Genomic DNA, 24,628 nt, shown 5'->3' with positions numbered 1-24,628 from the left:
CGATCTGGGATGAAAGCATAGCAGCGGCGCATACGGGAAAGCCCCGAAACTAGGGGGGAAACCCCGCTCTATTCAAGCAATCGGGTTGAGCCGCGCTGCGGATAATTTCAATGGTGAAAGTCTCTGTCCGTACGCCCGCCGACCTCGGTGCGGTGAGGCGGCAGAACGCAAAGGCATCCCGGAGATACCCGACGCATGGATTCGTCAGCCAACTCTTTGATCAACCCCGACGCCCGCATGGGCCTCGCCGGTGCGCAGCCCGGCGCCGGCGCCCCCGGAGCCGGCCAGTCAGGCGGCGCCGCGGACCTCGGCGGCTTGGGGGGCAACCTCGGCGGCAATTTTGGTCAGCGCCTGTCGGGCCTCGCGCAAATGCGCGGCAACCCGCGCGCGCCGCTGATTTTCGCGGTCGCGCTGCTGATCGCCGTGGTCGCAGGCCTGTTCATGTGGTCGCGGGCGCCGGACTACAAGGTGCTCTACAGCAACCTGTCCGACCGCGACGGCGGGGCGATCATCACCGCGCTGCAGGCTGCCAACATTCCCTATAAGTTCTCCGACGCCGGTGGCGCGATTCTCGTGCCGTCCGAGCAGGTGCATGAAATGCGTCTGCGGCTCGCGTCGCAGGGCCTGCCCAAAAGCGGTTCGGTCGGCTTCGAACTGATGGACAACCAGAAGTTCGGCATCAGCCAGTTCGCCGAGCAGATCAACTATCAGCGCGCGCTGGAAGGCGAACTGGAACGCACGATCGAATCGATCTCGTCGGTGAAGTCGGCCCGTGTGCATCTGGCGATTCCGAAGCCTTCCGTGTTCGTGCGCGACAAGGAAGCGCCGTCGGCGTCCGTGCTCGTCAATCTGTATCCGGGCCGCGCGCTCGACGAAGGCCAGGTGCTGGCGATCACCCATATGGTGTCGTCGGCGGTGCCGGATATGCCGGTCAAGGGCGTCACCATCCTCGACCAGGACGGCAACCTGCTGACGCAGCCGTCCGGCGGCAGCGGTCTGGACGCTTCGCAGCTCAAGTACCGCCAGCAGATCGAACGCAACACCCAACAGCGCATCGACTCGATCCTGTCGCCGCTGTTCGGCGCCGGCAACGCGCATTCGCAGGTCAGCGCGGATATCGACTTCTCCCGTACCGAACAAACCTCGGAAAACTACGGCCCGAACGGCAACCCGCAGCAGGCGGCGATTCGCAGCCAGCAATCGAGCAGCGCGACCGAAATGTCGCAAGGCGGTGCGTCGGGCGTGCCGGGCGCGCTGTCGAACCAGCCGCCGCAACCGGCCTCGGCGCCGATCAATGCGCCGAACGGCGCGAGCGGCGTGACCACCACGCCGGTCAGCGACCGCAAGGACTCGACCACCAACTACGAACTCGACAAGACGGTGCGTCACCTCGAACAGCCGATGGGCGGCATCAAGCGTCTGTCGGTGGCGGTGGTGGTCAACTATCTGCGCGTGGTCGACGCCAAGGGCCACGCGACGATGCAGCCGGTCTCCGCCGACAAGCTCGCGCAGGTCAATCAGCTGGTGAAGGACGCCATGGGCTTCGACGCGTCGCGCGGCGACTCGGTCAACGTGGTGAACAGCTCGTTCAGCACCGAAGTCGACCCGAACGCCGACCTGCCATGGTGGCGCACGCCGGACATGATCGCGCTCGCCAAGCAGATCGCGACCTACCTCGGCATCGGCGCAGTCGCCCTGTTCCTGTACTTCGTCATGGTGAAGCCGGCCGTGCGCCGCGCGTTCCCGCCGCCGGAGCCGGTCGCCGTCGCGGCGCTGAACTCGCCGGACGAGCCGATCCTGCTGGACGGCATCCCTGCCGCCGAGCGCGCGGGCGTGAGCAGCGTCGCCGAAATGGAAGGCGACGCCGAGATGATGGCGCTCGAAAACGCCAAGCACAAATATGAGCGGAACCTGGAATTCGCCCGCAGCATCGCGCGCCAGGATCCGAAGATCGTTGCAACCGTCGTGAAAAATTGGGTGACTGATGAGCGCTGAAGGCGTAATGAAGAGCGCGCTCCTGCTGATGTCGATCGGCGAGGAAGAAGCCGCGCAGGTATTCAAGTTCCTCGGGCCGCGTGAAGTCCAGAAGATCGGCGTGGCGATGGCGGCTTTGAAGAGCGTGACCCGTGAGCAGGTCGACGAAGTCCTGCAGGAGTTCGTGCGCGAGGCGGAACAGCACACCGGCATGTCGCTGGATTCGAACGAGTACATCCGTTCGGTGCTGACCAAGGCGCTCGGCGACGACAAGGCCGGCGCGATCATCGACCGGATTCTGCAAGGCAGCGATACCAGCGGTATCGAAGGCCTGAAGTGGATGGACTCGGCGGCCGTCGCGGAACTGATCAAGAACGAGCACCCGCAGATCATCGCGACGATTCTCGTTCACCTGGACCGCGATCAGGCGTCGGAAATCGTCGCCTGCTTCACGGAACGGCTGCGCAACGACGTGCTGTTGCGGATCGCGACGCTCGACGGCATTCAGCCGGCCGCGCTGCGCGAACTCGACGACGTGCTGACCGGCCTGCTGTCCGGCAGCGACAACCTCAAGCGCAGCCCGATGGGCGGGATCCGCACGGCGGCCGAAATTCTCAACTTCATGTCGAGCAACCATGAAGAAGGCGTCATCGAGAACGTGCGCCAGTACGACGCGGAACTTGCGCAGAAGATCATTGATCAGATGTTTGTGTTCGAGAACCTGCTCGATCTGGAAGACCGCGGGATCCAGCTGTTGCTGAAGGAAGTCGAGTCCGAGGCGTTGATCATCTCGCTGAAGGGCGCGCAGCCCGCGCTGCGCCAGAAGTTCCTCTCGAACATGTCGCAGCGTGCTGCCGAACTGCTCGCCGAAGACCTCGATGCGCGCGGCCCGGTCCGCGTCTCCGAAGTCGAGACGCAGCAACGTCGCATCCTGCAGATCGTGCGCAACCTCGCGGAAAGCGGCCAGATCGTTCTAGGCGGCAAGGCGGAAGATGCATATGTCTGATCAGAACTCCTCGGCGAAGGAACGGCTCTCGGCCTACCAGCGCTGGGAGATGGCCTCGTTCGATCCGGTGCCGCCGGCGCCGCCCGAACCCGAGGTCGACGACGGCGCGTTCGAAGCCGAACTCGAACGCCTGCGCGACGCCGCTCATGCACAGGGCATCGCTTCCGGTCATGTGGCCGGTCAGGCGCTCGGGTATCAGGCGGGTTACGACCAGGGTCATGCGCAAGGTTTCGAGCAAGGCCAGAGCGAGGCACGCGAAGAAGCGGCGCGGCTCGCGGCGCTGGCCGAGACCTTCAAGGTGGCGCTCGACGGCGCCCAGGGCGCGATTTCCGAAACGCTGGTCGCGCTGGCGCTGGACATTGCGCAACAGGTGGTCCGCCAGCACGTGCAACACGATCCGACCGCACTGATCGCCGCCGCGCGTGAAGTGCTGGCCGCGGAACCCACGCTGGTCGGCGCGCCGGCCTTGATCGTGAGTCCCGCCGATCTGCCCGTCGTCGAAGCCTATCTGATGGAAGAACTGCAAACGCGCGGCTGGACCGTGCGGACCGATCCGGCGGTGGAACGCGGCGGCTGCCGCGCGCAAGCCGCGACCGGCGAAGTGGATGCCGGCATCGACACGCGCTGGGAGCGGGTCGCCGCTGCGCTCGGCAAGGTGAGCACGTGGTGAAGCCCACGCTCGAAGATATCCGCGCCAGCGACCTGACGCCGCTCGAGCGCGAACTCGCGCTCGCGTCGTTCGGCGCCGAGGCGCTGACGGATGGGCCGGCAACGGGCGCCGCGGATGCGGCCTCGGCCTTGGCCGGTTCGGCGCAGCGCGATCCGGGTCTGGCGCATCCGGCGACCGGCGCGGCGGCCAGCCGCGAATCGGCTGCCGCGAAGCTTGCGGCCCATGCCGCGTCGAGCCCGGCCTCCGCCGCTGCCGCTCAAGCTCACACCCCCTACGATCCCGCGCTCGACAGCAATCCGCATATGCAAGCCTGGCGTGGCCGGCTCGATGCGCTGCGCGCGCGCAGCGCGATTGCGAAGCCGATGCGCGCCTGCGGAAAACTGACGCGCGCCGCGGGTCTCGTACTGGAAGCCGTGGGCCTGCGCCTGTCGGTGGGCGCCGAAGTGATGATCGAACTGCCGCTCGGCAGTTCGCGGCCGATGGCCGAAGCCGAAGTCGTCGGCTTTTCCGGCGACAAACTGTTTCTGATGCCGACCACCGAAGTGATCGGCCTGCTCCCCGGCGCGCGCGTCTATCCGCTCGAAAGCGCGCCGATCGCCGATCCGATGGCGGGCGCGAAACGCCTGCCGGTCGGCTGGGAATTGCTCGGCCGCGTGCTCGACGCATCCGGCCGTCCGCTCGACGGGCTCGGCCCGCTCGGCGCGCACGCCGACGCGCCGCTGTCCGCGCCCGTGATCAACCCGCTGCATCGCGAGCCGATTCACAAGGTGCTCGACGTCGGCGTGCGCGCGATCAACGCGCTGCTGACCGTGGGCCGTGGCCAGCGCATGGGCTTGTTCGCCGGCTCGGGTGTCGGTAAGTCGGTGCTGCTCGGCACGATGGCGCGCTACACCAGCGCCGAAGTGATCGTGATCGGCCTGATCGGCGAACGCGGCCGCGAAGTGAAGGAATTCATCGAACAGATTCTTGGCGAGGAAGGTCTGGCGCGCTCGGTGGTGATCGCCGCCCCGGCCGACGTCTCGCCGCTGCTGCGGATGCAGGCCGCGTCGTATTCGACGTCGCTGGCCGAGTATTTCCGCGATCAGGGCAAGCATGTGCTGCTGCTGATGGACTCGCTGACCCGCTACGCGATGGCGCAGCGCGAGATCGCGCTGGCCGTGGGCGAACCGCCCGCCACCAAAGGCTATCCGCCGTCGGTGTTCGCCAAGTTGCCGGCGCTCGTCGAACGAACCGGCAACGGTCCGGCGGGCGGCGGTTCGATCACCGCGTTCTATACCGTGCTGACCGAAGGCGACGACCAGCAGGATCCGATTGCCGACTCCGCGCGGGCGATTCTGGACGGCCACATCGTGCTGTCGCGCTCGCTGGCCGAGGCTGGACACTATCCGGCGATCGACATTGAAGCGTCGATTAGCCGGGCAATGACCGCGCTGATCGACGATAACCATCTGGAAAAGACGCGTATGTTCAAGCAGATGCTGTCGCGCTATCAGCGCAACCGCGATCTGATTAACGTCGGCGCCTACTCGAGTGGGCGCGACGCGCTGCTCGACCGGGCGATTGCGCTGTATCCGCGGATGGAAGCATTTTTGCAGCAAGGTTATCGCGAGTGCGCGAACTTTGAACCGAGTCTCGAGATGCTGGACGCGCTGTTTGCCCAAGGAGGCTGACGATGGCGAAACACTTTCCGATCAAGACCCTTATCGGCCTGGCTCAGGACGACGTCGACGCCGCTGCGCAACGTCTGGGCCGCGCGCAGCGCGAGCGCAACGACGTCGAGGCGCAGCTCGACGCACTCGTGCAGTACCGCGACGAATATCACGCGCGCTTCACGGCGACGGCCCAAACTGGCATGCCGGCCGGCAACATGCGTAATTTCCAGGCTTTCATCGACACGCTCGACGCCGCCATCGACCAGCAGCGCAACCTGCTGGTGACGGCCAACGCGCGGGTCGAGACCGCCAAGCCCGACTGGCAGCGCCAGAAGCAGAAGCTCGGCTCGTACGAAGTGCTGCAGGCACGCGGCGAAGCGGCTGAAGCGAAGACCGTGGCGCGGCGCGACCAGCGCGACTCCGATGAACATGCCGCCCGAATTCTGAGGATGCGTGCCGAAGGCGCATGATGCGCCCCGGCACGATTCCCTTCCTCGACTGACTGAACACCCCGTTTGACGGATTGACAGGATTCCCTATGTCGCCACTTTCACAGATCGGCTCACTGCTCGGCACTGCCAGCAGCTCGTCCACGAACGCGGCGATCGCCGCCGCGGCGAATGTCCAGCCGTTCTCGCAAACGCTGCAACAGAGCATCGACCAGCAGAGCAGCGCGGCTGCGCAGAGCGCCAAACAGCAGGCCGCAGCGCAACAGGCTGCCCAGCAAGCCGCCCTGCAGCAACAGGCCGCTCAGCAGCAGGCTGCGCAACAACAGGCCGCGCAGGCCGCAAGACAGCAACAGGTTGTGCCGACGCCGGCTTCCCCGCCTGCGGCTTCGTCGGCTTCGTCGGCTTCGTCTGCGTCGACGTCGAGCGTGCATGACGCTCCGCCGCCGCCCGATCCGTCCACGAAGAGCGCGAGCGACGCGACCAGCAGCGGCAGCAATTCGACGGGGACGACGTCGTCGGCTTCGTCGTCGGGCAATTCGCAGCAGGCGTCGACGGGTAACACGACAGGCACGCCGGCCAAGTCCGGCAACGCGGCGAACCAGGCCAATGCGGGCACGGCGGCAGCCGCCGCGGCGGCGCAGGCTCAAGCTCAAGCGCAGGCCGACGCGAACGCCGCGACCACGCCGACCGTTCCGGATCCGACGACGGCCGCGGCCGATCTGCCGGACACCTTGGCGGGTGCAGTCACTGACGGCACGACGAGTGGTACGCCGGGCAAGAAAACGAGCGCAACGGATTCGAAGGCAGCCGACGACGCCTTGCAGGCGGCTTTGGCTGCGCTGGCAAGCGGCCAGGGCGTGGTGCCGCAACAGGCGCTGGCCAGCGGCGCGGCGGCGGGTGCCGCGATGACGGGCACGGCCGGCGCGAATGGCGGTCTGAACGGCACGACGGACGGCAAGACGCTGGCGACGGGGTTGTTCGGCGACGGCAAGGGATCGAGCGCGTCGAAAACCGCGCTGACGGCGGCGACGACGGCGGACCCTTCCGCGGCGGCCAAGGCAGCGGCGGACACGTTGGGCGCGACTGCTGCGGGCGCCGGCGCTCAGACTGACGATGTGGCCTCGTTCAAGAATGCGGCTGACGCGGCGACGGCGGCGCTGGCTGCGACGCAGGCGGCGGGTGCGGCGAGCGCGACGACGGCGGTGCAGAGTACGGCTAATGCGGGGGCGGCGCAGGTGGCGAATGCGTTGGCGCCGCAGGTGGGCACGACGGATTGGGAAGACGCGTTGAGTCAGAAGGTGGTGTTTCTGTCGAATGCGCACACGCAGAGTGCTGAGTTGACGTTGAATCCGAAGGATCTGGGTCCGTTACAGGTGGTTTTGCAGGTTGCTGATAACCATGCGCATGCGTTGTTTGTTTCGCAGCATCAGTCGGTGCGGGAGGCGGTTGAGGCCGCGTTGCCGAAGTTGCGGGAGGCGATGGAGAACAATGGGATTGGGCTTGGCAGCGCTAGCGTGAGTGATGGGTTTGCTCGGCAGAGCGGGCAACAGTCTGGGCCGTCCGGCGGTGGGGGTGGGCGCTCTTCGGCGTCTTTTGCCTCCGGCAGTGGGGATGATTCTGCTTCTAGCGTCGTTTCTGTTCCTGTTAAACGGACTGTTGGGCTTGTTGATACTTTTGCCTAGCCGGCTGGTTGTTTTGTTTGTTGGCTTGTTGGCTTGTTGGCCTTTCCTTGTGTTCGCGGTGGTCTATTAGCGTTCCCCCTGTGCGGGGGGGCACCTACTTTTCTTTGCCTGCCGCAAAGAAAAGTAGGCAAAAGAAAGCGGCTCACACCGCTAATTCTTAAGCGGGCTCCTCGCACAGCCACGGTAGTGGCTCATCTGGAATCCGTCTTCTCGCGCACTCCGCGCCCGTGACACAGCACTCATTCATCCCGCCTCGCACTTCGCGCTCACCGGATCGGTTCGGCCGGTAGCGTCGTTTGCTCCGCGGGGGCCGTCGGCTTCGCCTCGGCGAGGCGCCGAAAACACCAGCGGTCCACGCTGCCCGCTGGTTTGGAAACGGCCCGGGGGCGCGCGCAGCGCCGCCGGATGGATGACTGCTGTGTCACGGGCGGTGAGTGTGCGGGGGCACGGATTCCAGATGCACCACTGCCGTGACTGCGCGAGGGACCCACTTAATGGTTAGCGGTGTGAGCCGCTTTCTTTTGCCTACTTTTCTTTGCGGCAGGCAAAGAAAAGTAGGTGCTCCCCCGCACAGGGGGAACACTAATAGACCACCGCGAACACAAGGAAAGGCCAACAAACCCAAGCGCAAACCCCAAAAGGCCCCCGCCAAGGCCAAACCCTAAAAACAAGAGATAGCCCTCAATAACCCTTCTTTTCGACCCATCGCGCACCGCCCAAATCAACAACAATCACCATCACCAGCACTAAAGGCAAGCAAAGCAAACCTCATGGCAACCACAACCGCAAACCAGCAAGCCGTGCCCGCTTCCCCGGGCCCCTTGAAGCGCATCATCCTGATCGCCGTCATCGCGATCATCGCCGCTGGCGCCGCCGGCGCGGGTGTGTGGTTCTTCATGTCCAAACGCGCGCCCGTCGCCGCCTCGACTGAAGCCGCCGCGCCGACGCCGCCCGCCGTGCCGCTGTTCTTCCCGCTCGAATCGATGACCGTCAACCTGCAATCGGACGACGGCCAGCAACACTTCCTGCGCATCGGCCTGACGCTCAAGCTCGGCGACGCCCGCACGCAGCAGGAACTCACCGACCATATGCCGGAAGTGCGCAGCCACATCCTGCTGGCACTGTCGAATAAACACCCGGACGATCTGGCACCGCTCGACGGCAAACGCGCACTCGCCACCGAACTCAAGACGCTGATCGAACAGCCGACCGACAAGGGCGCCGCGCCGATCCACGTCGACGACGTGCTGTTCACCGAATTCGTCGTGCAGTGACGTCCCCCGTCACGTCGCATAGCGCTGCCACCATCAACCGCCACGGTACGCACGAGGAATAAGGAATGGGCCACGAAGAGTTCATGTCCCAGGAGGAGGTCGATGCCCTCCTCAAGGGCGTCACCGGCGAAACAGATTCAGTAGCCGACACAAGCGAACGTGTGGGCGTACGCCCCTACAACATCGCGACGCAGGAACGCATCGTCCGCGGCCGGATGCCCGGCCTCGAAATCATCAACGACCGCTTCGCGCGTCTGTTGCGCGTCGGTATCTTCAACTTCATGCGGCGCTCGGCGGAAATCTCCGTCGGTCCGGTGAAGGTACAGAAGTACAGCGAATTCACCCGCAACCTGCCGATCCCGACCAACCTGAACCTGGTCCACGTGAAGCCGTTGCGCGGCACCTCGCTGTTCGTGTTCGACCCGAACCTGGTGTTCTTCGTGGTCGACAACCTGTTCGGCGGCGACGGGCGTTTCCATACCCGCGTCGAAGGCCGCGATTTCACGCAGACCGAACAGCGCATCATCAATAAGTTGCTGAACCTGGTGTTCGACAACTACACGGCGTCGTGGAAAAGCGTGCGTCCGCTGCAGTTCGAATACGTGCGCTCGGAAATGCACACGCAGTTCGCCAACGTGGCGACGCCGAACGAAATCGTCATCGTCACGCAGTTCTCGATCGAGTTCGGCACGACCGGCGGCACGCTGCACATCTGCATGCCGTATTCGATGATCGAACCGATTCGCGACATTCTGGTGTCGCCGATTCAGGGCGAAGCGCTCGAAGTCGATCGCCGCTGGGTGCGGGTGCTGTCGCAGCAGGTGCAGGCCGCGGAAGTGGAACTGACCGCCGACCTCGCGCAGGTGCCGATTACGTTCGAAAAAATTCTGAACATGCGCAAAGGCGATGTTCTGCCGATCAACATTGCCGAACACATCACCGCGAAAGTCGATGGCGTGCCGGTGATGGAATGCGGCTACGGTATTTTCAATGGTCAGTACGCGTTGCGGGTCCAGAAAATGATCAGCGCAACCGACACGATGAAGGAAGGTGGATATGAGTGATCTGAACGCAAAGCCTGAGACCGAGCTGGCTGCCGCTGCGCCCCAGGTGGCCGTCGACACAGCCGCGGCCGAAGACGAAGCGGCAATGGCGGACTGGGCCAGCGCGCTGGCCGAGCAGAACGACAACGAAGAAGCCAGCCCGACCACGGCGGGCGTGTTCCAGCCGCTGTCGAAGGTCGAACCGACCACGACGCGCAACGACATCGACATGATTCTGGATATTCCCGTCCAGATGACCGTTGAACTCGGCCGCACCAAGATCGCGATCCGCAACCTGCTGCAACTGGCGCAGGGTTCGGTGGTGGAACTGGACGGCATGGCCGGCGAGCCGATGGACGTGCTGGTCAACGGCTGTCTGATCGCGCAGGGTGAAGTGGTGGTGGTGAACGACAAGTTCGGTATCCGTCTGACCGACATCATCACGCCGTCCGAACGTATCCGGAAGTTGAATCGATGAAACGCCTTGCCGGTCGCGCTTCGGCCTCGATCGCCCTGCTGGCCACGCCGTTCGCGGCGTTCGCGGCCGACATGAACGCGGTCAACAACGCCGCGAAAATCGCCTCCGGTGTCGGCGCCGGCACGGCCGTTCCGGCACTCGGCGTCGGTGCGGTCTTGCAAACCATCTTCGCCTTGCTGGTCGTGATCGGCCTGGTGTTCGCGTGCGGCTGGCTCGCGCGCCGTTTCGGCTTGCAGCCGGCCAGTCGCGGCGGCCTCGTGAAAACGGTCGGCGGCGCCTCGCTCGGCGGCAAGGAACGCGTCGCGGTGGTCGAGATCGGCGATACGTGGCTCGTGCTCGGCACGGCGCCCGGCAATGTACGACTCCTTCATACGATGCCGGCGGGTTCCGCCGCGCTCGATCCCGCCGGCGCCACGTCGCCGGCCGCGCCCGGCGCCAGCGCCGCGTTGCCCGGCAGCTTCGGCCAACGCTTTCGCGATGCGTTGAAAGGCGAAGTGGGCAAACGTTTCAACGGGCAAGGCAACGGGGTTCGTTAATGCAGTTCAGTCTTTCTTCGGCGCGTCACGCGCAATCCGCTCGCATGCACAGCACCGCTTCGACAGTCATGGCCACGCTCGGTCGCGTCGCGCGCCGTATCGCGCCTCTCGTACTGCCAGCCCTGCCCGCGCTGCTGCTCGCGCTGCCGACGCTGTCGTTCGCGCAAGCCGCCGGTTTGCCGGCCTTCAACACGAGCCCCGGTCCGAACGGCGGTACGACCTATTCGCTGAGCGTGCAGACCATGCTGCTGCTCACGATGCTGTCGTTCCTGCCGGCGATGGTGCTGATGATGACGAGCTTCACGCGCATCATCATCGTGTTGTCGCTGCTGCGCCAGGCGCTCGGCACGGCCACCACGCCGCCGAATCAGGTGCTGGTCGGTCTGGCGCTGTTCCTCACGCTGTTCGTCATGTCGCCGGTCCTCGACAAGGCCTACAACGACGGCTACAAGCCCTTTTCCGACGGCACGATTCCGATGGAAACGGCCGTCAACCGCGGTCTCGCGCCGTTCAAGACCTTCATGCTGCGGCAGACCCGCGAAACCGATCTGGCCTTGTTCGCCCGCATCTCGCACGCGGCGCCCATGCAAGGTCCGGAAGACGTGCCGCTGTCGCTGCTGGTGCCCTCGTTCGTCACCAGCGAACTGAAGACGGGTTTCCAGATCGGTTTCACGATCTTCATTCCGTTCCTCATCATCGACATGGTGGTAGCGAGCGTGCTGATGTCGATGGGGATGATGATGGTGTCGCCCGCCACGATCTCGCTGCCGTTCAAGCTGATGCTGTTCGTGCTGGTCGACGGTTGGCAGTTGCTGCTCGGCTCGCTCGCGCAGAGCTTCGTTTAAGCGCGCCATTTAATCGGGGCTGACGCCCTCCACGTTTTCCGGTTCCTTCGCCATGAATCAAGAATCCGTCATGACGCTCGCGCACCAGGCCATGTATGTCGGCCTGCTGCTCGCCGCGCCGTTGCTGCTGGTCGCGCTGGTGGTCGGTCTGGTGGTGAGCCTGTTCCAGGCCGCCACCCAGATCAACGAAACGACCTTGTCGTTCATTCCGAAGCTGCTCGCGATTGCCGTGACCATGGTGATTGCCGGCCCGTGGATGCTGACCACCATGCTCGACTATCTACGCCAGACGCTCACCAACATTCCGACGCTCGTCAACTGAGCGCGGCGCCGGTCCTCGCTCACCCTTCCCCGCTGTCATGTTCTCCGTCACCTACGCCCAACTGAACGGCTGGCTCACCGCGTTCCTGTGGCCGTTCGTGCGAATTCTCGCGCTGGTCGCCACCGCGCCGGTACTCGGCAACAAAGCCCTGCCGATGCGCGTGAAGATCGGCCTCGCGGCCTTCATCACGATCATCGTCGCGCCCACGCTCGGCGCGATGCCGCAGTTCACGGTGTTTTCCGGCGCGGGCGTGTGGATCATCATCAATCAGTTTCTGATCGGCATCGCGCTCGGCGTGACCATGCAAATCGTGTTTCAGGCCATCAGCGCGACCGGCGACTTCGTCGGCCTCGGCATGGGCCTCGGCTTCGCGACCTTCTTCGACGCGCAGGCCAGTAGTTCGAGCCAGGTGCTGTCGAGCTACATGAACACCATCGCAATGCTCGTGTTTCTGGTGATCGACGGTCATCTGCAAATGATCAGCGCGCTACTTGCGACGTTCCAGTCGGTGCCGGTGTCGGCGAATCTGCTCGGCGCGCCCGGCTGGCACACACTGGCAATGTTCGGCAACACGGTGTTTTCGGCGGGCCTTTTGCTGTCGCTGCCGGTGGTCGTCGCGTTGCTCATCACCAACCTCGCGCTCGGCATCCTGAACCGCGCGGCGCCGCAAATCGGCGTGTTCCAGATCGGTTTCCCGCTGACCATGCTGATCGGCATGCTGCTCCTGCAACTGATGATCCCGAACATGATTCCGTTCTTCATGCGGCTGTTCGACATCGGGATCGATCAGATGGGACGCGTGGCCGCAGGGTTTCGATAGATAGCAGGAGCTAACCGAAGCGACGCGGCAAAACAGAAAGGGCGGATCCGGTTCACACCGGGATCCGCCCTGCTTCGTTTCAGACTGCTTTGACGCTTAGTTCAGGTACTGGAACAGCGAGATGTTCTGAATCTTCGCGAACGCCTGCTGTGCCGCTTGCAGCGCATTCTGCGTCAGCGTGTACTGACCGATCGTCTTGACCATGTCGGTCTGCGTCAGATCCGCCAGGTTGCTCGCGGTCTGCAGCGTGTTGGTCTGCGTGACCGTCTGCAAAGCCTGCACTTCGTTCATGCGGCCACCCACGGTCGCCTGCGCCGTCTGCACGTTGTTCATCGTGTTTTCGAGCTGCGTCATGCTGGTGGTCAGCTGGCTCTGGAAGCTGGCCGTCTGCGCGCCCGGCGTGAGCGGCGTTTGCAACGTGGTGATCAACTGGCTCAGATTGGCGAACACGTCCATGCTGCCCTGGGTCGCCGGCGTCACCGTAAAGCTGTCGCCCGAATTCGGCGCGCCGCTGATCGACACCGACTGGCCGCCGACCGTGATCGCCGAACCGGCCGTGAACGGCTGCGCCGGGCTCGTGCTCGTCGCGCCGGTGGCCGGATTGGTCTGGCTCACGGTGTAGGTGGTCCCCGACACGAAGTTGATCTTGTAGGTGTCCGCGTTGGTCGGGTCGGTCGGATTGGTCAGGCTGACGCTGCTGACCACGCCGGTGCCGGTGTTGCCAGCGGTTGCCGCCGGAACCGCGCTGGTGCCGATCGACGCGACGCTGCCGAAGATCGCAAGGCCGTTATCGCCGGTCTGCAACGTACGCGAGCCGGTAATCTGCACGGCCGGCGAACCGGTGTCGCCCGAATAGGTCACGGCGCCGGAGGCGGTCGTCGAGTACGGCTGGGCGCCGCTTTGATAGCCGGCGAACAGGTAGTTGCCCTGCGGGTCGGTGGAATTGGCGAGCGTCATCAACTGACTGCGCAGGCTCGTCAATTGCGTGGCGAGCGCGCCGCGGTCGCTGTCGGTCAGCGAACCGTCGCCGGCGCGCAGCACCAGCGTGTGAATGGTCGTCAGCACGGTGTTGACGCTGCCGAGCGTCGAGTCTTCCTGCTGCATCGACGCGAGCGCGGAGGTCTGATTGGTCGTGTACTGCGCAAGCGTGGTGGCCGTCGAGCTCAACTGCACGGCCTGCGCCGCGCCGAGCGGATTGTCCGACGGCGTGGACAGACTCACGCCGCTCGAAATCTCGGCATAGATCTGCGACAACTGAGCTTGCTGGTTGCTCATTGTCTGCACGTTCATGTTGAAGTACTGCGCGCTGGAGATACGCATGTTCAACGCCTCACTGGAAGATGCCAAGCAACGTCTGGAACAGGGTCTGCGCGGTCTGAATCACCTTGCTGTTTGCCTGATAGAGCTGCTGATACTGAAGCAGGTTGGCTGCTTCCTCGTTAATGTTCACGCCTGAGACCGACTGCTGCGCGGCGGTGATCTGCGTCACCAGCGCGGTTTGCGCCGTGCTCGCCGTCTGCACCTGATTCGTCTGGTTGCCGATCTGGTTGACGTAGTTCGCGTACGCGCCGCTCAGCGTGACCGTGCCGCCCGCCAACGCCTTCGCGGTGGACAGGTTCGACAGCGCCAGCGCGTTGCGGCCGTCGCTGGTCGCGCCGGTGTTCGGGCCGATGGTGAACTTGTCGCCGGCGGCCGGCGTGCCGCTGATGGTCGTCGTGACGTTGTTCATCTGGCCGGCGGACGCATTGGTGATCGTCAGCGTCGCGCCGTTGGCGGTCGAATACGGCACCACGGTGGTTCCGGCGGCGTTGATCGGATAGCTTGTCGGCGGGTTGCCGGCGATCGTCACCGTCGATCCCCCCGGGAAACCGGTCAGGCCCGCGCCCGTGTAGCTCAGCGTGGTCGTCGCGTTCGGCATCGTGTAACCCGCCGTCACCGACGGCGAGGTGATCGTCGCCGTGCCGGTGTTGGCGGTCGAGGCGGCCACCTGCAACGGCAGCGCGGCGGCGATCGCCGCCGGATCGGTCGATGCGGTCGCGAAGCTGTTCAACGCACCACGGGTCGGCTCGACCGTGAACGAGTCGCCGGCTTTCATCGTGCCGGTGGTCGAGAAATTCAGGCCGTTGATCGGCTGGCTCAGATTGTTCGCCGAGCCCACCACCGCGCCGCTCGAGTTGTCGGTCAGCGTGTAGGTGCTGCCGTTGAAGGCGAGCGTGTAGTCGCCGGTGGTCGGCTGCGCGGGGTTCGCGAACGAAACGTTCAGCGACGCGTTGCCGGTGTTCTGCGTGTTCGCGTAGACCGTCGGGCTGCCCACCGAGAACAGCGCGCCGCCCTGGGTGCCGCCGAGCGTAATGCCCAGGCTGTTTTGCGCGTTGACCTGCGCGGAAAAGCTCACGGCGATCGCGCCGAGTTGCGCTTCACCCGGATCGAGCGTCTGGCTGCGGAACTGCAGCAGGCCGCCCAGCGAGCCGCCGGTGACTTTGCTGTCCGGCAGGTTTTGCGGCGTGGCGGCCGGATTCGCGCCGGCCTGGCCGAGGTACTGCACAGACAGTTCGCTGGAGTCGCCCGTAGACGGCGCGGTGCCCAGGTTATAGCTGTTGGTGGACGACACGAGCGGCTGCCCGTTGCCCATGAACACGCTATAGCTGCCGTTGCTGTTGACGACCTGCACGCCCACCAGTTGCGACAGATTGGACACGGCGAGGTCGCGCTGATCCATCAACTGGTTCGGCGGCTGGCCTTGCGTGCTGGCCTGAGCGATCTGGCCGTTCAACTGGGCGATCTGCTGCGTGTAGCTGTTGATCTGGGAAACGGTGTTGGTGAGCTGCGTGTTGACGCTCTGGCGCAGCGAGTCGTACTGCTGACCGGCAGCATTGATCTGGTTCACGAGCGTCTGCGCGCCGCTCACCGCGGTCTGGCGCGTCGACAGTGTCGACGGGCTGTTCGAGACGTTCTGCAGGCCGGTGAAGTAGCTGGTGATCGCGCTCGAAATCCCGGCAGTCGGGCTGCCGATCAGATTGTTCAGTTGCGAGATCAGCGTGTTGTAGGTCGACAGCGAGCTACCCGACGCTTGCGCGTTGTTCAACTGGGTCGTCAGATACTGGCTGTACTGGCGCGTCACGGTGACGGTCGAGACGCCTTGCGGCAGATAGCCGGAACCCGTGTACTGGCCGCCGCTTTCCGCGTAGACCGGGGTTTCGATCGTATAGCCGGGCGTCGACGCGTTGCTGATGTTCTGGCCGGTCGTCGTGAGTCCCCACTGGGCTGCGTTCAGTCCACTGAGGCCGAGATTGATGAGATCTGACATGCGTCATCCTGAAGGGCGACATCGACCGCATGCCGCCGCGTTGCTTGAACAGTCTGTTTAACGGCCCCAATGCGGAAAAATTGAGGCCGTTCCGATGCGTGTTCGACGTTTGTTTCAACGTTTGCGAGGCCGTGCCGCCGGGGCCTTGTGATCCATCCGCGAAAGCTCAGCGCACCAGCGAGCGGCGCTTCATTTCGAGCTGCGTGATCAGGCGTTGCAGCGTGTTTTCGGCGCTGCCCGGCAGCGTAAGAAAACGGAAGCCCAACTGGTAGCGCTGCGTGCCGTTCGGCAACGCGGTGGAGCGGTGCGACACCAGTTGCAGATCGAGCGAAAGACGGCCGAGCGCGCCGAGCACCAGCTCGCAATCCACGAGGCGCGTGCCCATCGGCAATTCGGCGACGCGTTCGTCGGTGGTGCGCATGCCGACGCCGCCCAGCGACAGATCGTGCACTTCGAAGCGGAACGTATCGCCCTCAGGCAAACGGCCGGTACACATGTACGGATCGAGAATCGGCGCATCGACGCGGAAGTACTCGCGCCGCTGCACGTAAAACAGTACCTCGGGGAAGTCGGCTTCGAACGCCGGCAACCCTTCGTAGCGGGTCTCGCGCGGTGTGGCGGTGGCGAACTCGACGCGCACGCCGTCCGGCTGCGCGTGGAACTGGCAGCGCGGCGCGGCCAGCAGGCCCTGGTTCTGTTCGGCGAGCGCGCCCCAATCAAACGTGAAGGTGCGCCCGCGCACGTCGACATCGAGCAGCCGCGTGACGAGCTGGCCGCTCGCGTATTGAGCAGTGAGGAAATCGCCGCGATTGACGAGATTGCGTAGCTGTACGCCGATCTCCAGCGGATTGCGACGACCGAAGTCGTTGGCACTTTCGTCTAGTGAAGCGTGCGGCTGGCCGGGCGTTTCGGTCTGGCCATTCGACTGGTTCATATCCATGGGCTTGCCGGTATGCATGTTCTTGCGGGCGCGTGCCAAGGCTCCTGCCGGGGCTTTCGCGCGGTCTTCATCGAAGCCGCAGCACGCGCATTCAACCGGACAATACTGCGCTTTCCGGTATCGGGTCTAACTGATTAGCGGCATCGCCAGGCCAAAATTTAGGGGCCTGTAATGAATTATTTGCCGCAAACGTTAAAACCGCCCGATTCACCCCATCCGCCTCGCGCGGCTGGGCCGGCTGTCCGTGAACAGCCGGCCTCGTCCGTCTTGTTATGCACCTGGCCCCGTCGCGTGCATGGGATACCGCTCAGCCCATCTTCTGCATGATGGACATCAGTTTTTTCGCGTAATGCGGGTCGGTCGCGTAACCGGCGCGCTGCATACCGTTGGCGAAACCGCTCACGTCGTGCGCCGAGTTGATGACTTGCGCATAACGCGGATTGTTCTTGAGCAGGCTCGCGTAGTCGGTCATCGCTTCCTGGTACGAGTCGTACGCGCGGAATTTTTCGACGGTGCGCTGCGGCTTGCCGTTCACATACTCGGTCGTGACTGTCGAAACGGTCTTGCCGGTCCAGTCTTTGGTTGCCTTGATGCCGAACACGTTGTGGCTGGTCGAGCCGTCCGTCTTCTTGATCTCGCTCTTGCCCCAGCCCGATTCGAGCGCGGCCTGACCGATGATGAAGCGCGCCGGAATACCGGTCGCGGCGCTGGCGGCCTGCGCGGGTGCGGCGAGCTTGTCGACGAACGCGTCGACCTTCGGCGAGGTGCCGTCGCCCTTCAACGGCGGCGTCAGCGCGCTATTGGCCGAGTAGCCCTTGCCCATGGCCAACTGGCCGTTGGCCTGCGCATTGCCGTACGCTTTCGCGAGCGCGTTCAGCGCCGCGGTCTGACCTTCGTCGCCACCGCCGCTGCCGCCGCCCAGCGCGTTGGCCATGCCGGCGAGACCGCCCGCACCACCGGCGCCGCCTGTCTGGATGCCCTGGTTGCGCATCAGTTGCTTGAGCATGGCATCGGCGACGCCAATGCCCTTTTGCGACAACTGCTGCGACATCTGCTGATCCATCATCGACGTGAAGGTCGCGCTGTCATGCGAATCGAATGGACCATCCTGCGGCGTCGCATCGCGCATGCTTTTCAGCATCATTTGCGTGAAAACCGCGTCGAACTGCTGCGCGGCCATCTTCATGCCGGCTTGCGGCGATGCTTTCACCTGCGCGCTCAGCTTGCTGAAACCCTGGACGTCGAGCGCGAAGCGCTGGGTCAGCTCGTTGGCCGCGTTGGCCGAGTTGGCGGAATTGATCGTGTCCGAATTCATCTGCTGTCTTCCTTAGATGATTTCCAGGTCGGCGCGCAAAGCGCCCGCTGCCTTCATGGCCTGCAGAATCGACATCAGATCCGCGGGCGTCGCACCCAGTGCGTTGAGCGCCTTCACCACGTCGGCGAGGTTCGCGCCGGCGGTCACCATCTTCAGTGCGCCGTTGTCCTGCTTCAATTGAATCTGCGACTGCTTGGCCGCGACGGTCTGGCCGTTCGAGAACGCGCCGGGCTGGCTCACCACCGGCTGCGTATTGATCACCACCGACAGATTGCCGTGCGCGACCGCGCAGCTCTGCAACGTGACCATCTGATTCATGACGATCGAGCCGGTGCGCGCGTTCAGGATCACCTTCGCGGAAGCTTGCGCCGGCTTGACGTCGATGTTCTGCAATTGCGCCATGAAGGCGACCTGCTGCTCCGGATCGCTCGGCGCGCGCAACTGGATCGTGCGACCGTCGAGCGCCATGGCCGTGCCGCTGCCGAACGTATTGTTCACCGCCGACACGACCCGCTGCGTGGTGTCGTAGTCCATGTCGTTCAGATCGAGTTGCATCGTGCCCGCTTGCGACACCGACGTCGGCACCGCACGTTCGACGATTGCGCCGCCGGCAATGCGCCCCGCGTTGAGCGTGTTCACCTGCACCTTGCTGCCATTCGCGCTCGCACCGGCGCCGCCGATCGCGAGGTTGCCCTGGCCGAGCGCATACACCTGGCCGTCCGCGCCCTTGAGCGGCGTGAGCAGCAGCGTGCCGCCGCGCAGGCTCTTCGAATTACCGAGCGACGACACGGTCACGTCGATCGCCTCGCCCGGACGCGCGAACGGCGGCAGCACCGCCGTCACCATCACCGCGGCGACGTTTTTCAACTGGATGTTCGACAGTGAAGACTGCGAATTGCTCGAGCCCGCCGCCTGGTTGTTGATCGAGATGCCGAGGTTCGCCAGCATGTTGGCGAGCGTCTGTGTAGTGAACGGCGTCTGCGTGGTCTGGTCGCCCGTGCCGTCGAGACCGACGACGAGGCCGTAGCCGATCAGCGGGTTGTCGCGCACGCCCTGAATCTGCACGAGGTCTTTCAGGCGCTCCGCATGAGCGGGCGTCGCGGCCGGCAGTGCCGCGCAGACGAGCGCGACGAGGGCCATCGCTCGGCCGAGATGAACGAGTCGCGCAAAGCGGCCGTGGCGGGAGAAGACGGTACGCATGATCACCACGGCGACACGTTGAGGAAGAAACGCTGCAGCCAGCCCATGTTTTCGGCTTCGTCGAGATAGCCCTTCGCGGAGTATTCGATTTTCGCGTCGGCCACCTGGGTGGAATACACCGCGTTCAGGCTGGAAATCGTGTTCGGATTCACCACGCCGGAAAAACGCACGAACTCGTTACCCTGGTTGATCAGCATCTGCTTTTCGCCGCTCACCGCGAGGTTGCCGTTCGGCAGCACGCCCGTCACCGTCACGGTAATCGTGCCGTTGAAGGTGTTCGACGCATTCGCGCCGCCGGTGCCCTGGAACACGTTGGCGCCGGTCGCGCTGAGATTGGTCTTGCCGAACAGACCGGTGAGGAAACCGGCGGTCGGCACGTTGAAATTGGTGCTGCCCGAACGGTTCGCGTTCGCGCCCGAGGACTTCGTCGCGTTGACGTTTTCCTGGATCACGATCGTCAGAATGTCGCCCACATTGCGCGGCCGCTGATCTTCGAACAGCGGCCGGCCCGCGTAACCCGGGTTATAGATGGAGCCCGGCGACTGCATCTGCGGCGGCGGCGGCGGCAGAGCCGTCATCGGTTGCTGCGTGATGGGCTGCTTGGGCACGAGGCCGCAACCACCCAGGGCGGCGAGCAGCGTGAGCTGCACGAGCGCCTGAGCGGTGCGCGAATGAACCGGGTTACGAGAGAAGTGCGACATCATGATTACCGCCTGTTTAATTCCCAGTCCCTCAAACCTGCATCTGGCTGAGGGTCTGCAGCATCTGGTCGGAGGTCGTCACGGCCTTGCTGTTGATTTCGTAAGCGCGTTGCGTCTGGATCATGTTCACCAGTTCCTGCACCACGTTCACGTTCGATGCTTCCACGTAACCCTGATTCAGCGAACCGGCGCCGTTCAGGCCCGGTTGCGCGATGTTCGGCGCGCCCGACGAAGCCGTTTCCGAAAACAGGTTTTCACCCTTCGCATCCAGACCGGCCGGGTTGATGAAGGTCGCGAGCTGCATCGAGCCCAACTGCTGGCTGTTGGTCGAACCGGCCACGGTGATCGACACCACGCCGTCGCTGCCGACCGTCATCGACGTCGCGTTGTTCGGGATCGTGATGGCCGGAATCACCTGATAGCCGCTCGACGTGACCAGTTGACCCTGCGCGTTGGTCTGGAACGAGCCGTCGCGCGTGTAGGCGGTCGTGCCGTCAGGCATCTGCACCTGGAAAAAGCCCGCGCCGTTGATCGCGAGGTCTTTCGAATTGCCGGTCTGCGTCAGGTTGCCCTGCGTGTACAGACGCTCGGTGGCGACCTGCTGCACGCCGGTGCCGAGCTGGATGCCCGAAGGCAGTTCGGTTTGCTGCGTCGAGTTCGCGCCCGGCTGGCGGACGGTCTGATACAGCAAGTCTTCGAACACGGCGCGCGAGCCCTTGAAGCCGTTGGTGCTGACGTTCGCGAGGTTGTTCGAGATCACGTCCATCTGCGCCTGTTGCGCATTCATGCCGGTAGCGGCGATATACAGTGAGCGATTCACTTGTGTTCTCCTGGGGGCCGGGCGAACCCAGCGCATCCTGTTAGCTAAAGCTGAGCAACTGGTTAGCGGACTGGTCGTTCTTGTCGGCGTTTTCCAGCAGCTTGGTCTGCATCTGGAACTGGCGCGCGTTGGTGATCATCGAGACCATCGCGCTGACCGGATTCACGTTGCTGCCTTCGAGCGAGGCCGGCACCACCGTGACGGCCGGATCGGCGTCGGCGGGGTTGCCGTCGGCGGTCCGGAACAGACCGTCGTCGCCGCGCGTCATGGTTTGCGGATCCGGATTCACCAGCTTCAGCTGATCGACCGTCACCACCGCCGTCGGCGGATCGCCAGGGGTCAGCGCCGACACCGTGCCGTCCTTGCCGATGGTGATTTCCGCACCCGGCGGCACCGACACCGGGCCGCCGTTGCCGAGCACGGTCTGGTTCATCGCGTTCACCAGTTGACCGTTTTCGTCGACGTGCAGATTGCCGGCGCGCGTATAAGCCTCGTTGCCGTCGGCGGTTTGCACCGCCAGCCAGCCCGGACCCTGAATCGCTACGTCGAGCGGGTTACCCGTCTGCTGGATCGGGCCGGGCGTGTAGTCCGCGCCCGGCGTCGACGACAGCACGAAGGTGCGGGTCGTGTTGTCGTTGACCGTGCTGCCGTCGCCGAACGACATCGGCACGGCACGGAACGTCGCGAGCTGCGCGCGAAAGCCGGTGGTCGACGCGTTCGCCAGATTGTTCGCGACGATAGCCTGCTGTTCGAGCGCTTGCGTGCTGCCCGACATCGCGGTGTAGATCAGCCGATCCATGATGGGAAGTCCCGGTCGCTTACAGGTTGATCAGCGTCTGGTCGACGGTCTGCTGAGTCTTGATCGTCTGCGCGTTCGCTTGATAGTTGCGTTGCGCGGTGATCAGGTTCACCAGTTCGCTCGTCAGATCGACGTTCGAGTTTTCCACCGCGCCGCCTTGCAGCACGCCGTGGTTGGTCGAGCCCGGCGCGGAGATCTGTGCGACGCCCGATTGCGACGTTTGCTGGAACTCGTTGTTGCCCAGGTTCACGAGACCGTTCTGGTTCGAGAAGTTCGCCAGCGCGATCTGACCGAGTGCAGCCGTTTGCTGGTTCGAGTAGTTGCCGGTCAACGTGCCGTCGGCGCCGATCGTGAAGCTCGTCAGCGTGCCGGCCGCGTAGCCGTCGGGCTGCAGCGAGTTCACGCCGTCTTTACCGCCGTACTGCGTCGTGCCGCCGATGTTCAGCGTCAGGTTCTGCGGCGTCGACGAACCGTCGGTAGTCGGAATGCTGAAGTTGTAGACGTACGGGGTCGTGGTCGCGGTGAAGGTCGGCGGCGTCGCGATCGGGGTGTTGACCTGAGTCGTGCCGAGCAGCGTGCCCGACGAATTGAAGTTCGCCTGACCCACCAGGTTCGCGGTGCCGGTCGAAGTGCCGGCGTACACGTTCCACGTTCCCGCCGACGTCTTGGCGAAGTACATGTTGACCGTCTGCGAGCCGCCCAGCGAGTCGTAGACCGTCGTGCTGGTCGAGTAGTTGTACGTCGACGAGCTGTTCTGGTTGAACGCGATCGGCGTCGGCGTGATCGTCATCTTGTCGCCGAGGACCGGCGTGCCGTTCATCGTGATCGTCTGGCCGTTGCCGAGCGAAACCGCCGAGCCGGCCGTGTACGTCGCGGGCGCGGTGGTGGTGCCGAGCGTGGTATCGGTCACCGTGTAGGTGGTCGCGCTCGTGAAGTTGACGGTGTAGCTGTCGTTATTCGTGCCCGACGCGGTGTTCGTGATCGTCGCGCCCGGCGAGGACAGCGTACTGCCCGCTGCTAGCGCGGGGGCCACGAGCGGCGTGCCGAGCATCAGCGGATCCTGCGCGTTCAGGTTCAGGCCGGCAACGATCTTGGTGGTTGCTTGCGGTGCGATGTTCGCGGTCGGCACGCTCAACGGCACGGTTTGCGCGGTGTTGATGATGCCGGCGGCGTTCGCGCCGTAGCCCATCAGTTGCAAACCTTGCGCGTTGGTGATGAAGCCGTTCTTGTCGAGCTGGAACACGCCGTTGCGCGAGTACACCAGCGAGCCGTTATTCGACAACTGGAAGAAGCCGTTGCCGTTGATCGCGACGTCCAGCGCCTGGTTGGTGCTGGTGATGGTGCCTTGCGAAAACTGCTGCTGCACTTCCGAGAGCTTGGTACCGATACCGACCTGGTTGCCCACCGCGGTCGCCACCGAATTCGCGTACATGTCGGCGAATTGCGCCGCGCCGCTCTTGAAGCCAACCGTATTCGCGTTGGCGATGTTGTTGCCGATCACGTCGAGGTCGCTCGACGACGCCGACAAACCACTCAAACCTTGTTGGTAACCCATGACGGTCTCCGTATCTGGAAAGTCGTAACTGACTGAATCTGAATCAGAGGATGGCGGCGACGTTGGTCAGGCCGACCGTCGTGCCGTTCGACAGCACGAGGCCCGGCGTACCGGTGCTCTGCATGACGACGCTCTGCACGGTCGCGCTCGACAGCGTGGTCGCGGTGGCCTGCTGGCCGTTGATCGTGCCCACGGCGCTGATCGTGTAGGTGCCGTCGGGCAGCGTGTTGCCGGCCGTGTCGGTCGGCGTCCAGCCCACCGGCACCGTACCGGCCGACTGCTTGCCGAGGTCGATCGTGTTGACGATCGTGCCCGCCGAGTTCTTCACGACGACCTGCAGGTCGCTCACCGAGTTGGCGAGCTGCACGCCGAACGAGCCGGCCTTGCCGCTCGCGACCGTCACCGAGTTGCCCGGGGCGAGCACGGTCGAGCCGATCAGCAGTGCGGCTTGTGACTGCTGGCCTGCCGACATCTGCGTCGCGAGCGAGCTCAGCGTCGTGTTCAACTGGCTGATGCCCGACACCGTGTTGATCTGCGCCAGCTGCGACGTCATCTGCGAGCTGTCCATCGGATTGGTCGGGTCCTGGTTCTGCAACTGCGCGACGAGCAATTGCAGAAAGGTCTGCTGCAGGCTGCTGGCCGAGGTGCTGCTGCTCGAACTCGTCGAGCTGGTCGCGCCCGTCGCGCTCGAGCTCTTGCCCGTGCCGTTCATGGTATCGAGCAGCGTCTGCGACACGTTCGTGCCGTTGCTGCCGATGGTGGTGTTGGTGGTCAAGAAGCTCTCCTCAGGTTCCGATCGTGAGCGTTTTCAGCATCAGTGTCTTGGCGGTGTTCAGGGTCTCGACGTTGGCCTGATACGAGCGCGAGGCCGAGATCATGTTGACCATTTCCTGCACCGGGTCGACGTTGGGCAGCGTGACGTAGCCGTCCGAATTGGCGGCCGGGTTGCCGGGGTCGTACGCGGTCTTCATCGGCGTCGGGTCGTCGACCACGCCGGTGACCTGCACGCCGCCGACCTGCTGGCCGGACGCGGTGCGCGCGCCGCCCAGCGGGCTGACCGCGAACACGACCTGCTTGGCCCTATAAGGCTGGCCGTCCGGGCCGGTCGTGCTGTCCGCGTTGGCGAGATTCGACGCCGTCACGTTGAGCCGCTGCGACTGCGCCGACATCGCGGAGCCTGCAACACCAAAAATGTTCATCAGGGATGGCATGGTTTCCTGACCTCTCCTACCGGTTTGAC

The 24,628-nt window shown here is 64.4% G+C and carries 24 protein-coding genes; 13 read left to right on the top strand and 11 right to left on the bottom strand.

From position 1 onward, the window contains the following. Window positions 1–195: 195 nt before the first annotated feature. The 13 genes from fliF (at window position 196) to fliR (ending at window position 12,751) form a co-directional block, all read left to right on the top strand. The gene (gene fliF / locus GGD40_RS13420) at window positions 196–1,995 is read left to right on the top strand and encodes a flagellar basal-body MS-ring/collar protein FliF (RefSeq protein ID WP_179743972.1); all 1,800 of its coding nucleotides are present in this window, start codon (window positions 196–198) and stop codon (window positions 1,993–1,995) included. Continuing rightward, entirely contained in the window at window positions 1,985–2,980 is a 996-nt protein-coding gene (gene fliG / locus GGD40_RS13415; protein WP_179707823.1) for a flagellar motor switch protein FliG, read from the top strand. The genes fliF and fliG overlap by 11 nt, the downstream gene beginning before the upstream one ends. After that, the gene (gene fliH, locus GGD40_RS13410) at window positions 2,967–3,650 is read left to right on the top strand and encodes a flagellar assembly protein FliH (RefSeq protein WP_179707821.1); all 684 of its coding nucleotides are present in this window, start codon (window positions 2,967–2,969) and stop codon (window positions 3,648–3,650) included. Before fliG ends, fliH begins: the two co-directional genes overlap by 14 nt. Then, complete coding sequence (gene fliI / locus GGD40_RS13405) at window positions 3,644–5,320, top strand: flagellar protein export ATPase FliI (RefSeq protein ID WP_179707819.1); 1,677 nt, start codon at window positions 3,644–3,646, stop codon at window positions 5,318–5,320. Before fliH ends, fliI begins: the two co-directional genes overlap by 7 nt. Before the next feature lie 2 nt (window positions 5,321–5,322). Beyond that, window positions 5,323–5,772 carry a flagellar export protein FliJ gene (gene fliJ / locus GGD40_RS13400; RefSeq protein ID WP_179743971.1) on the top strand — a complete coding sequence of 150 codons (450 nt, stop codon included), beginning with the start codon at window positions 5,323–5,325 and terminating at the stop codon, window positions 5,770–5,772. A 68-nt stretch (window positions 5,773–5,840) separates the two neighbouring features. Beyond that, entirely contained in the window at window positions 5,841–7,433 is a 1,593-nt protein-coding gene (locus GGD40_RS13395; RefSeq protein ID WP_179743970.1) for a flagellar hook-length control protein FliK, read from the top strand. A gap of 770 nt (window positions 7,434–8,203) precedes the next feature. After that, window positions 8,204–8,707 carry a flagellar basal body-associated protein FliL gene (fliL, locus tag GGD40_RS13390; protein WP_179707813.1) on the top strand — a complete coding sequence of 168 codons (504 nt, stop codon included), beginning with the start codon at window positions 8,204–8,206 and terminating at the stop codon, window positions 8,705–8,707. 65 nt (window positions 8,708–8,772) lie between these two features. Continuing rightward, complete coding sequence (fliM, locus tag GGD40_RS13385) at window positions 8,773–9,771, top strand: flagellar motor switch protein FliM (RefSeq protein ID WP_179707811.1); 999 nt, start codon at window positions 8,773–8,775, stop codon at window positions 9,769–9,771. Continuing rightward, window positions 9,764–10,228 carry a flagellar motor switch protein FliN gene (fliN, locus tag GGD40_RS13380; RefSeq protein WP_179707809.1) on the top strand — a complete coding sequence of 155 codons (465 nt, stop codon included), beginning with the start codon at window positions 9,764–9,766 and terminating at the stop codon, window positions 10,226–10,228. The genes fliM and fliN overlap by 8 nt, the downstream gene beginning before the upstream one ends. Then, on the top strand, window positions 10,225–10,764 hold the full coding sequence (gene fliO / locus GGD40_RS13375; protein ID WP_179743969.1) for a flagellar biosynthetic protein FliO: 540 nt from the start codon (window positions 10,225–10,227) through the stop codon (window positions 10,762–10,764). Before fliN ends, fliO begins: the two co-directional genes overlap by 4 nt. Then, on the top strand, window positions 10,764–11,609 hold the full coding sequence (gene fliP / locus GGD40_RS13370; RefSeq protein WP_179707805.1) for a flagellar type III secretion system pore protein FliP: 846 nt from the start codon (window positions 10,764–10,766) through the stop codon (window positions 11,607–11,609). The genes fliO and fliP overlap by 1 nt, the downstream gene beginning before the upstream one ends. Window positions 11,610–11,661: 52 nt before the next feature. Beyond that, on the top strand, window positions 11,662–11,931 hold the full coding sequence (gene fliQ, locus GGD40_RS13365) for a flagellar biosynthesis protein FliQ (RefSeq protein WP_035554507.1): 270 nt from the start codon (window positions 11,662–11,664) through the stop codon (window positions 11,929–11,931). Window positions 11,932–11,968: 37 nt separating this feature from the next. Further along, window positions 11,969–12,751 (top strand): flagellar biosynthetic protein FliR, encoded by a 783-nt coding sequence (gene fliR / locus GGD40_RS13360; protein WP_035554506.1) that lies wholly within the window; start codon window positions 11,969–11,971, stop codon window positions 12,749–12,751. Window positions 12,752–12,847: 96 nt separating this feature from the next. Here the strand turns inward: fliR and flgL are convergent, their stop codons facing one another. From flgL to flgC, 11 genes are all read right to left on the bottom strand, one after another. Next, a complete protein-coding gene (gene flgL, locus GGD40_RS13355; protein WP_179707803.1) occupies window positions 12,848–14,071 on the bottom strand; it encodes a flagellar hook-associated protein FlgL in 1,224 nt (407 codons plus the stop codon). 10 nt (window positions 14,072–14,081) lie between these two features. Then, window positions 14,082–16,058 carry a flagellar hook-associated protein FlgK gene (flgK, locus tag GGD40_RS13350; protein ID WP_179743968.1) on the bottom strand — a complete coding sequence of 659 codons (1,977 nt, stop codon included), beginning with the start codon at window positions 16,056–16,058 and terminating at the stop codon, window positions 14,082–14,084. A 166-nt stretch (window positions 16,059–16,224) separates the two neighbouring features. Next, window positions 16,225–16,998 (bottom strand): flagellar brake protein, encoded by a 774-nt coding sequence (locus tag GGD40_RS13345; RefSeq protein ID WP_179744944.1) that lies wholly within the window; start codon window positions 16,996–16,998, stop codon window positions 16,225–16,227. A 307-nt stretch (window positions 16,999–17,305) separates the two neighbouring features. Beyond that, window positions 17,306–18,313 (bottom strand): flagellar assembly peptidoglycan hydrolase FlgJ, encoded by a 1,008-nt coding sequence (flgJ, locus tag GGD40_RS13340; protein WP_179707800.1) that lies wholly within the window; start codon window positions 18,311–18,313, stop codon window positions 17,306–17,308. A 12-nt stretch (window positions 18,314–18,325) separates the two neighbouring features. Continuing rightward, window positions 18,326–19,513 carry a flagellar basal body P-ring protein FlgI gene (locus GGD40_RS13335; RefSeq protein WP_306456579.1) on the bottom strand — a complete coding sequence of 396 codons (1,188 nt, stop codon included), beginning with the start codon at window positions 19,511–19,513 and terminating at the stop codon, window positions 18,326–18,328. 2 nt (window positions 19,514–19,515) lie between these two features. Continuing rightward, window positions 19,516–20,214: a flagellar basal body L-ring protein FlgH gene (flgH, locus tag GGD40_RS13330; RefSeq protein WP_035562582.1), complete on the bottom strand. Its 699-nt coding sequence runs from the start codon at window positions 20,212–20,214 to the stop codon at window positions 19,516–19,518. Window positions 20,215–20,245: 31 nt separating this feature from the next. Beyond that, window positions 20,246–21,034 carry a flagellar basal-body rod protein FlgG gene (gene flgG, locus GGD40_RS13325; protein WP_035554498.1) on the bottom strand — a complete coding sequence of 263 codons (789 nt, stop codon included), beginning with the start codon at window positions 21,032–21,034 and terminating at the stop codon, window positions 20,246–20,248. Between the two features lie 40 nt (window positions 21,035–21,074). Further along, on the bottom strand, window positions 21,075–21,833 hold the full coding sequence (gene flgF, locus GGD40_RS13320) for a flagellar basal-body rod protein FlgF (protein ID WP_179707798.1): 759 nt from the start codon (window positions 21,831–21,833) through the stop codon (window positions 21,075–21,077). A 19-nt stretch (window positions 21,834–21,852) separates the two neighbouring features. Then, a complete protein-coding gene (locus tag GGD40_RS13315; protein WP_179707796.1) occupies window positions 21,853–23,388 on the bottom strand; it encodes a flagellar hook protein FlgE in 1,536 nt (511 codons plus the stop codon). A gap of 43 nt (window positions 23,389–23,431) precedes the next feature. Further along, entirely contained in the window at window positions 23,432–24,163 is a 732-nt protein-coding gene (locus GGD40_RS13310; protein ID WP_179707794.1) for a flagellar hook assembly protein FlgD, read from the bottom strand. A gap of 10 nt (window positions 24,164–24,173) precedes the next feature. Next, complete coding sequence (flgC, locus tag GGD40_RS13305) at window positions 24,174–24,599, bottom strand: flagellar basal body rod protein FlgC (RefSeq protein ID WP_179707792.1); 426 nt, start codon at window positions 24,597–24,599, stop codon at window positions 24,174–24,176. Between the last annotated feature and the right edge of the window lie 29 nt (window positions 24,600–24,628).

Source organism: Paraburkholderia bryophila (genome assembly GCF_013409255.1).
In the GTDB taxonomy this organism is placed as follows: domain Bacteria; phylum Pseudomonadota; class Gammaproteobacteria; order Burkholderiales; family Burkholderiaceae; genus Paraburkholderia.
Note: the sequence above shows the minus strand (reverse complement) of the source record. Positions and strands in the feature narration are given on the sequence as shown.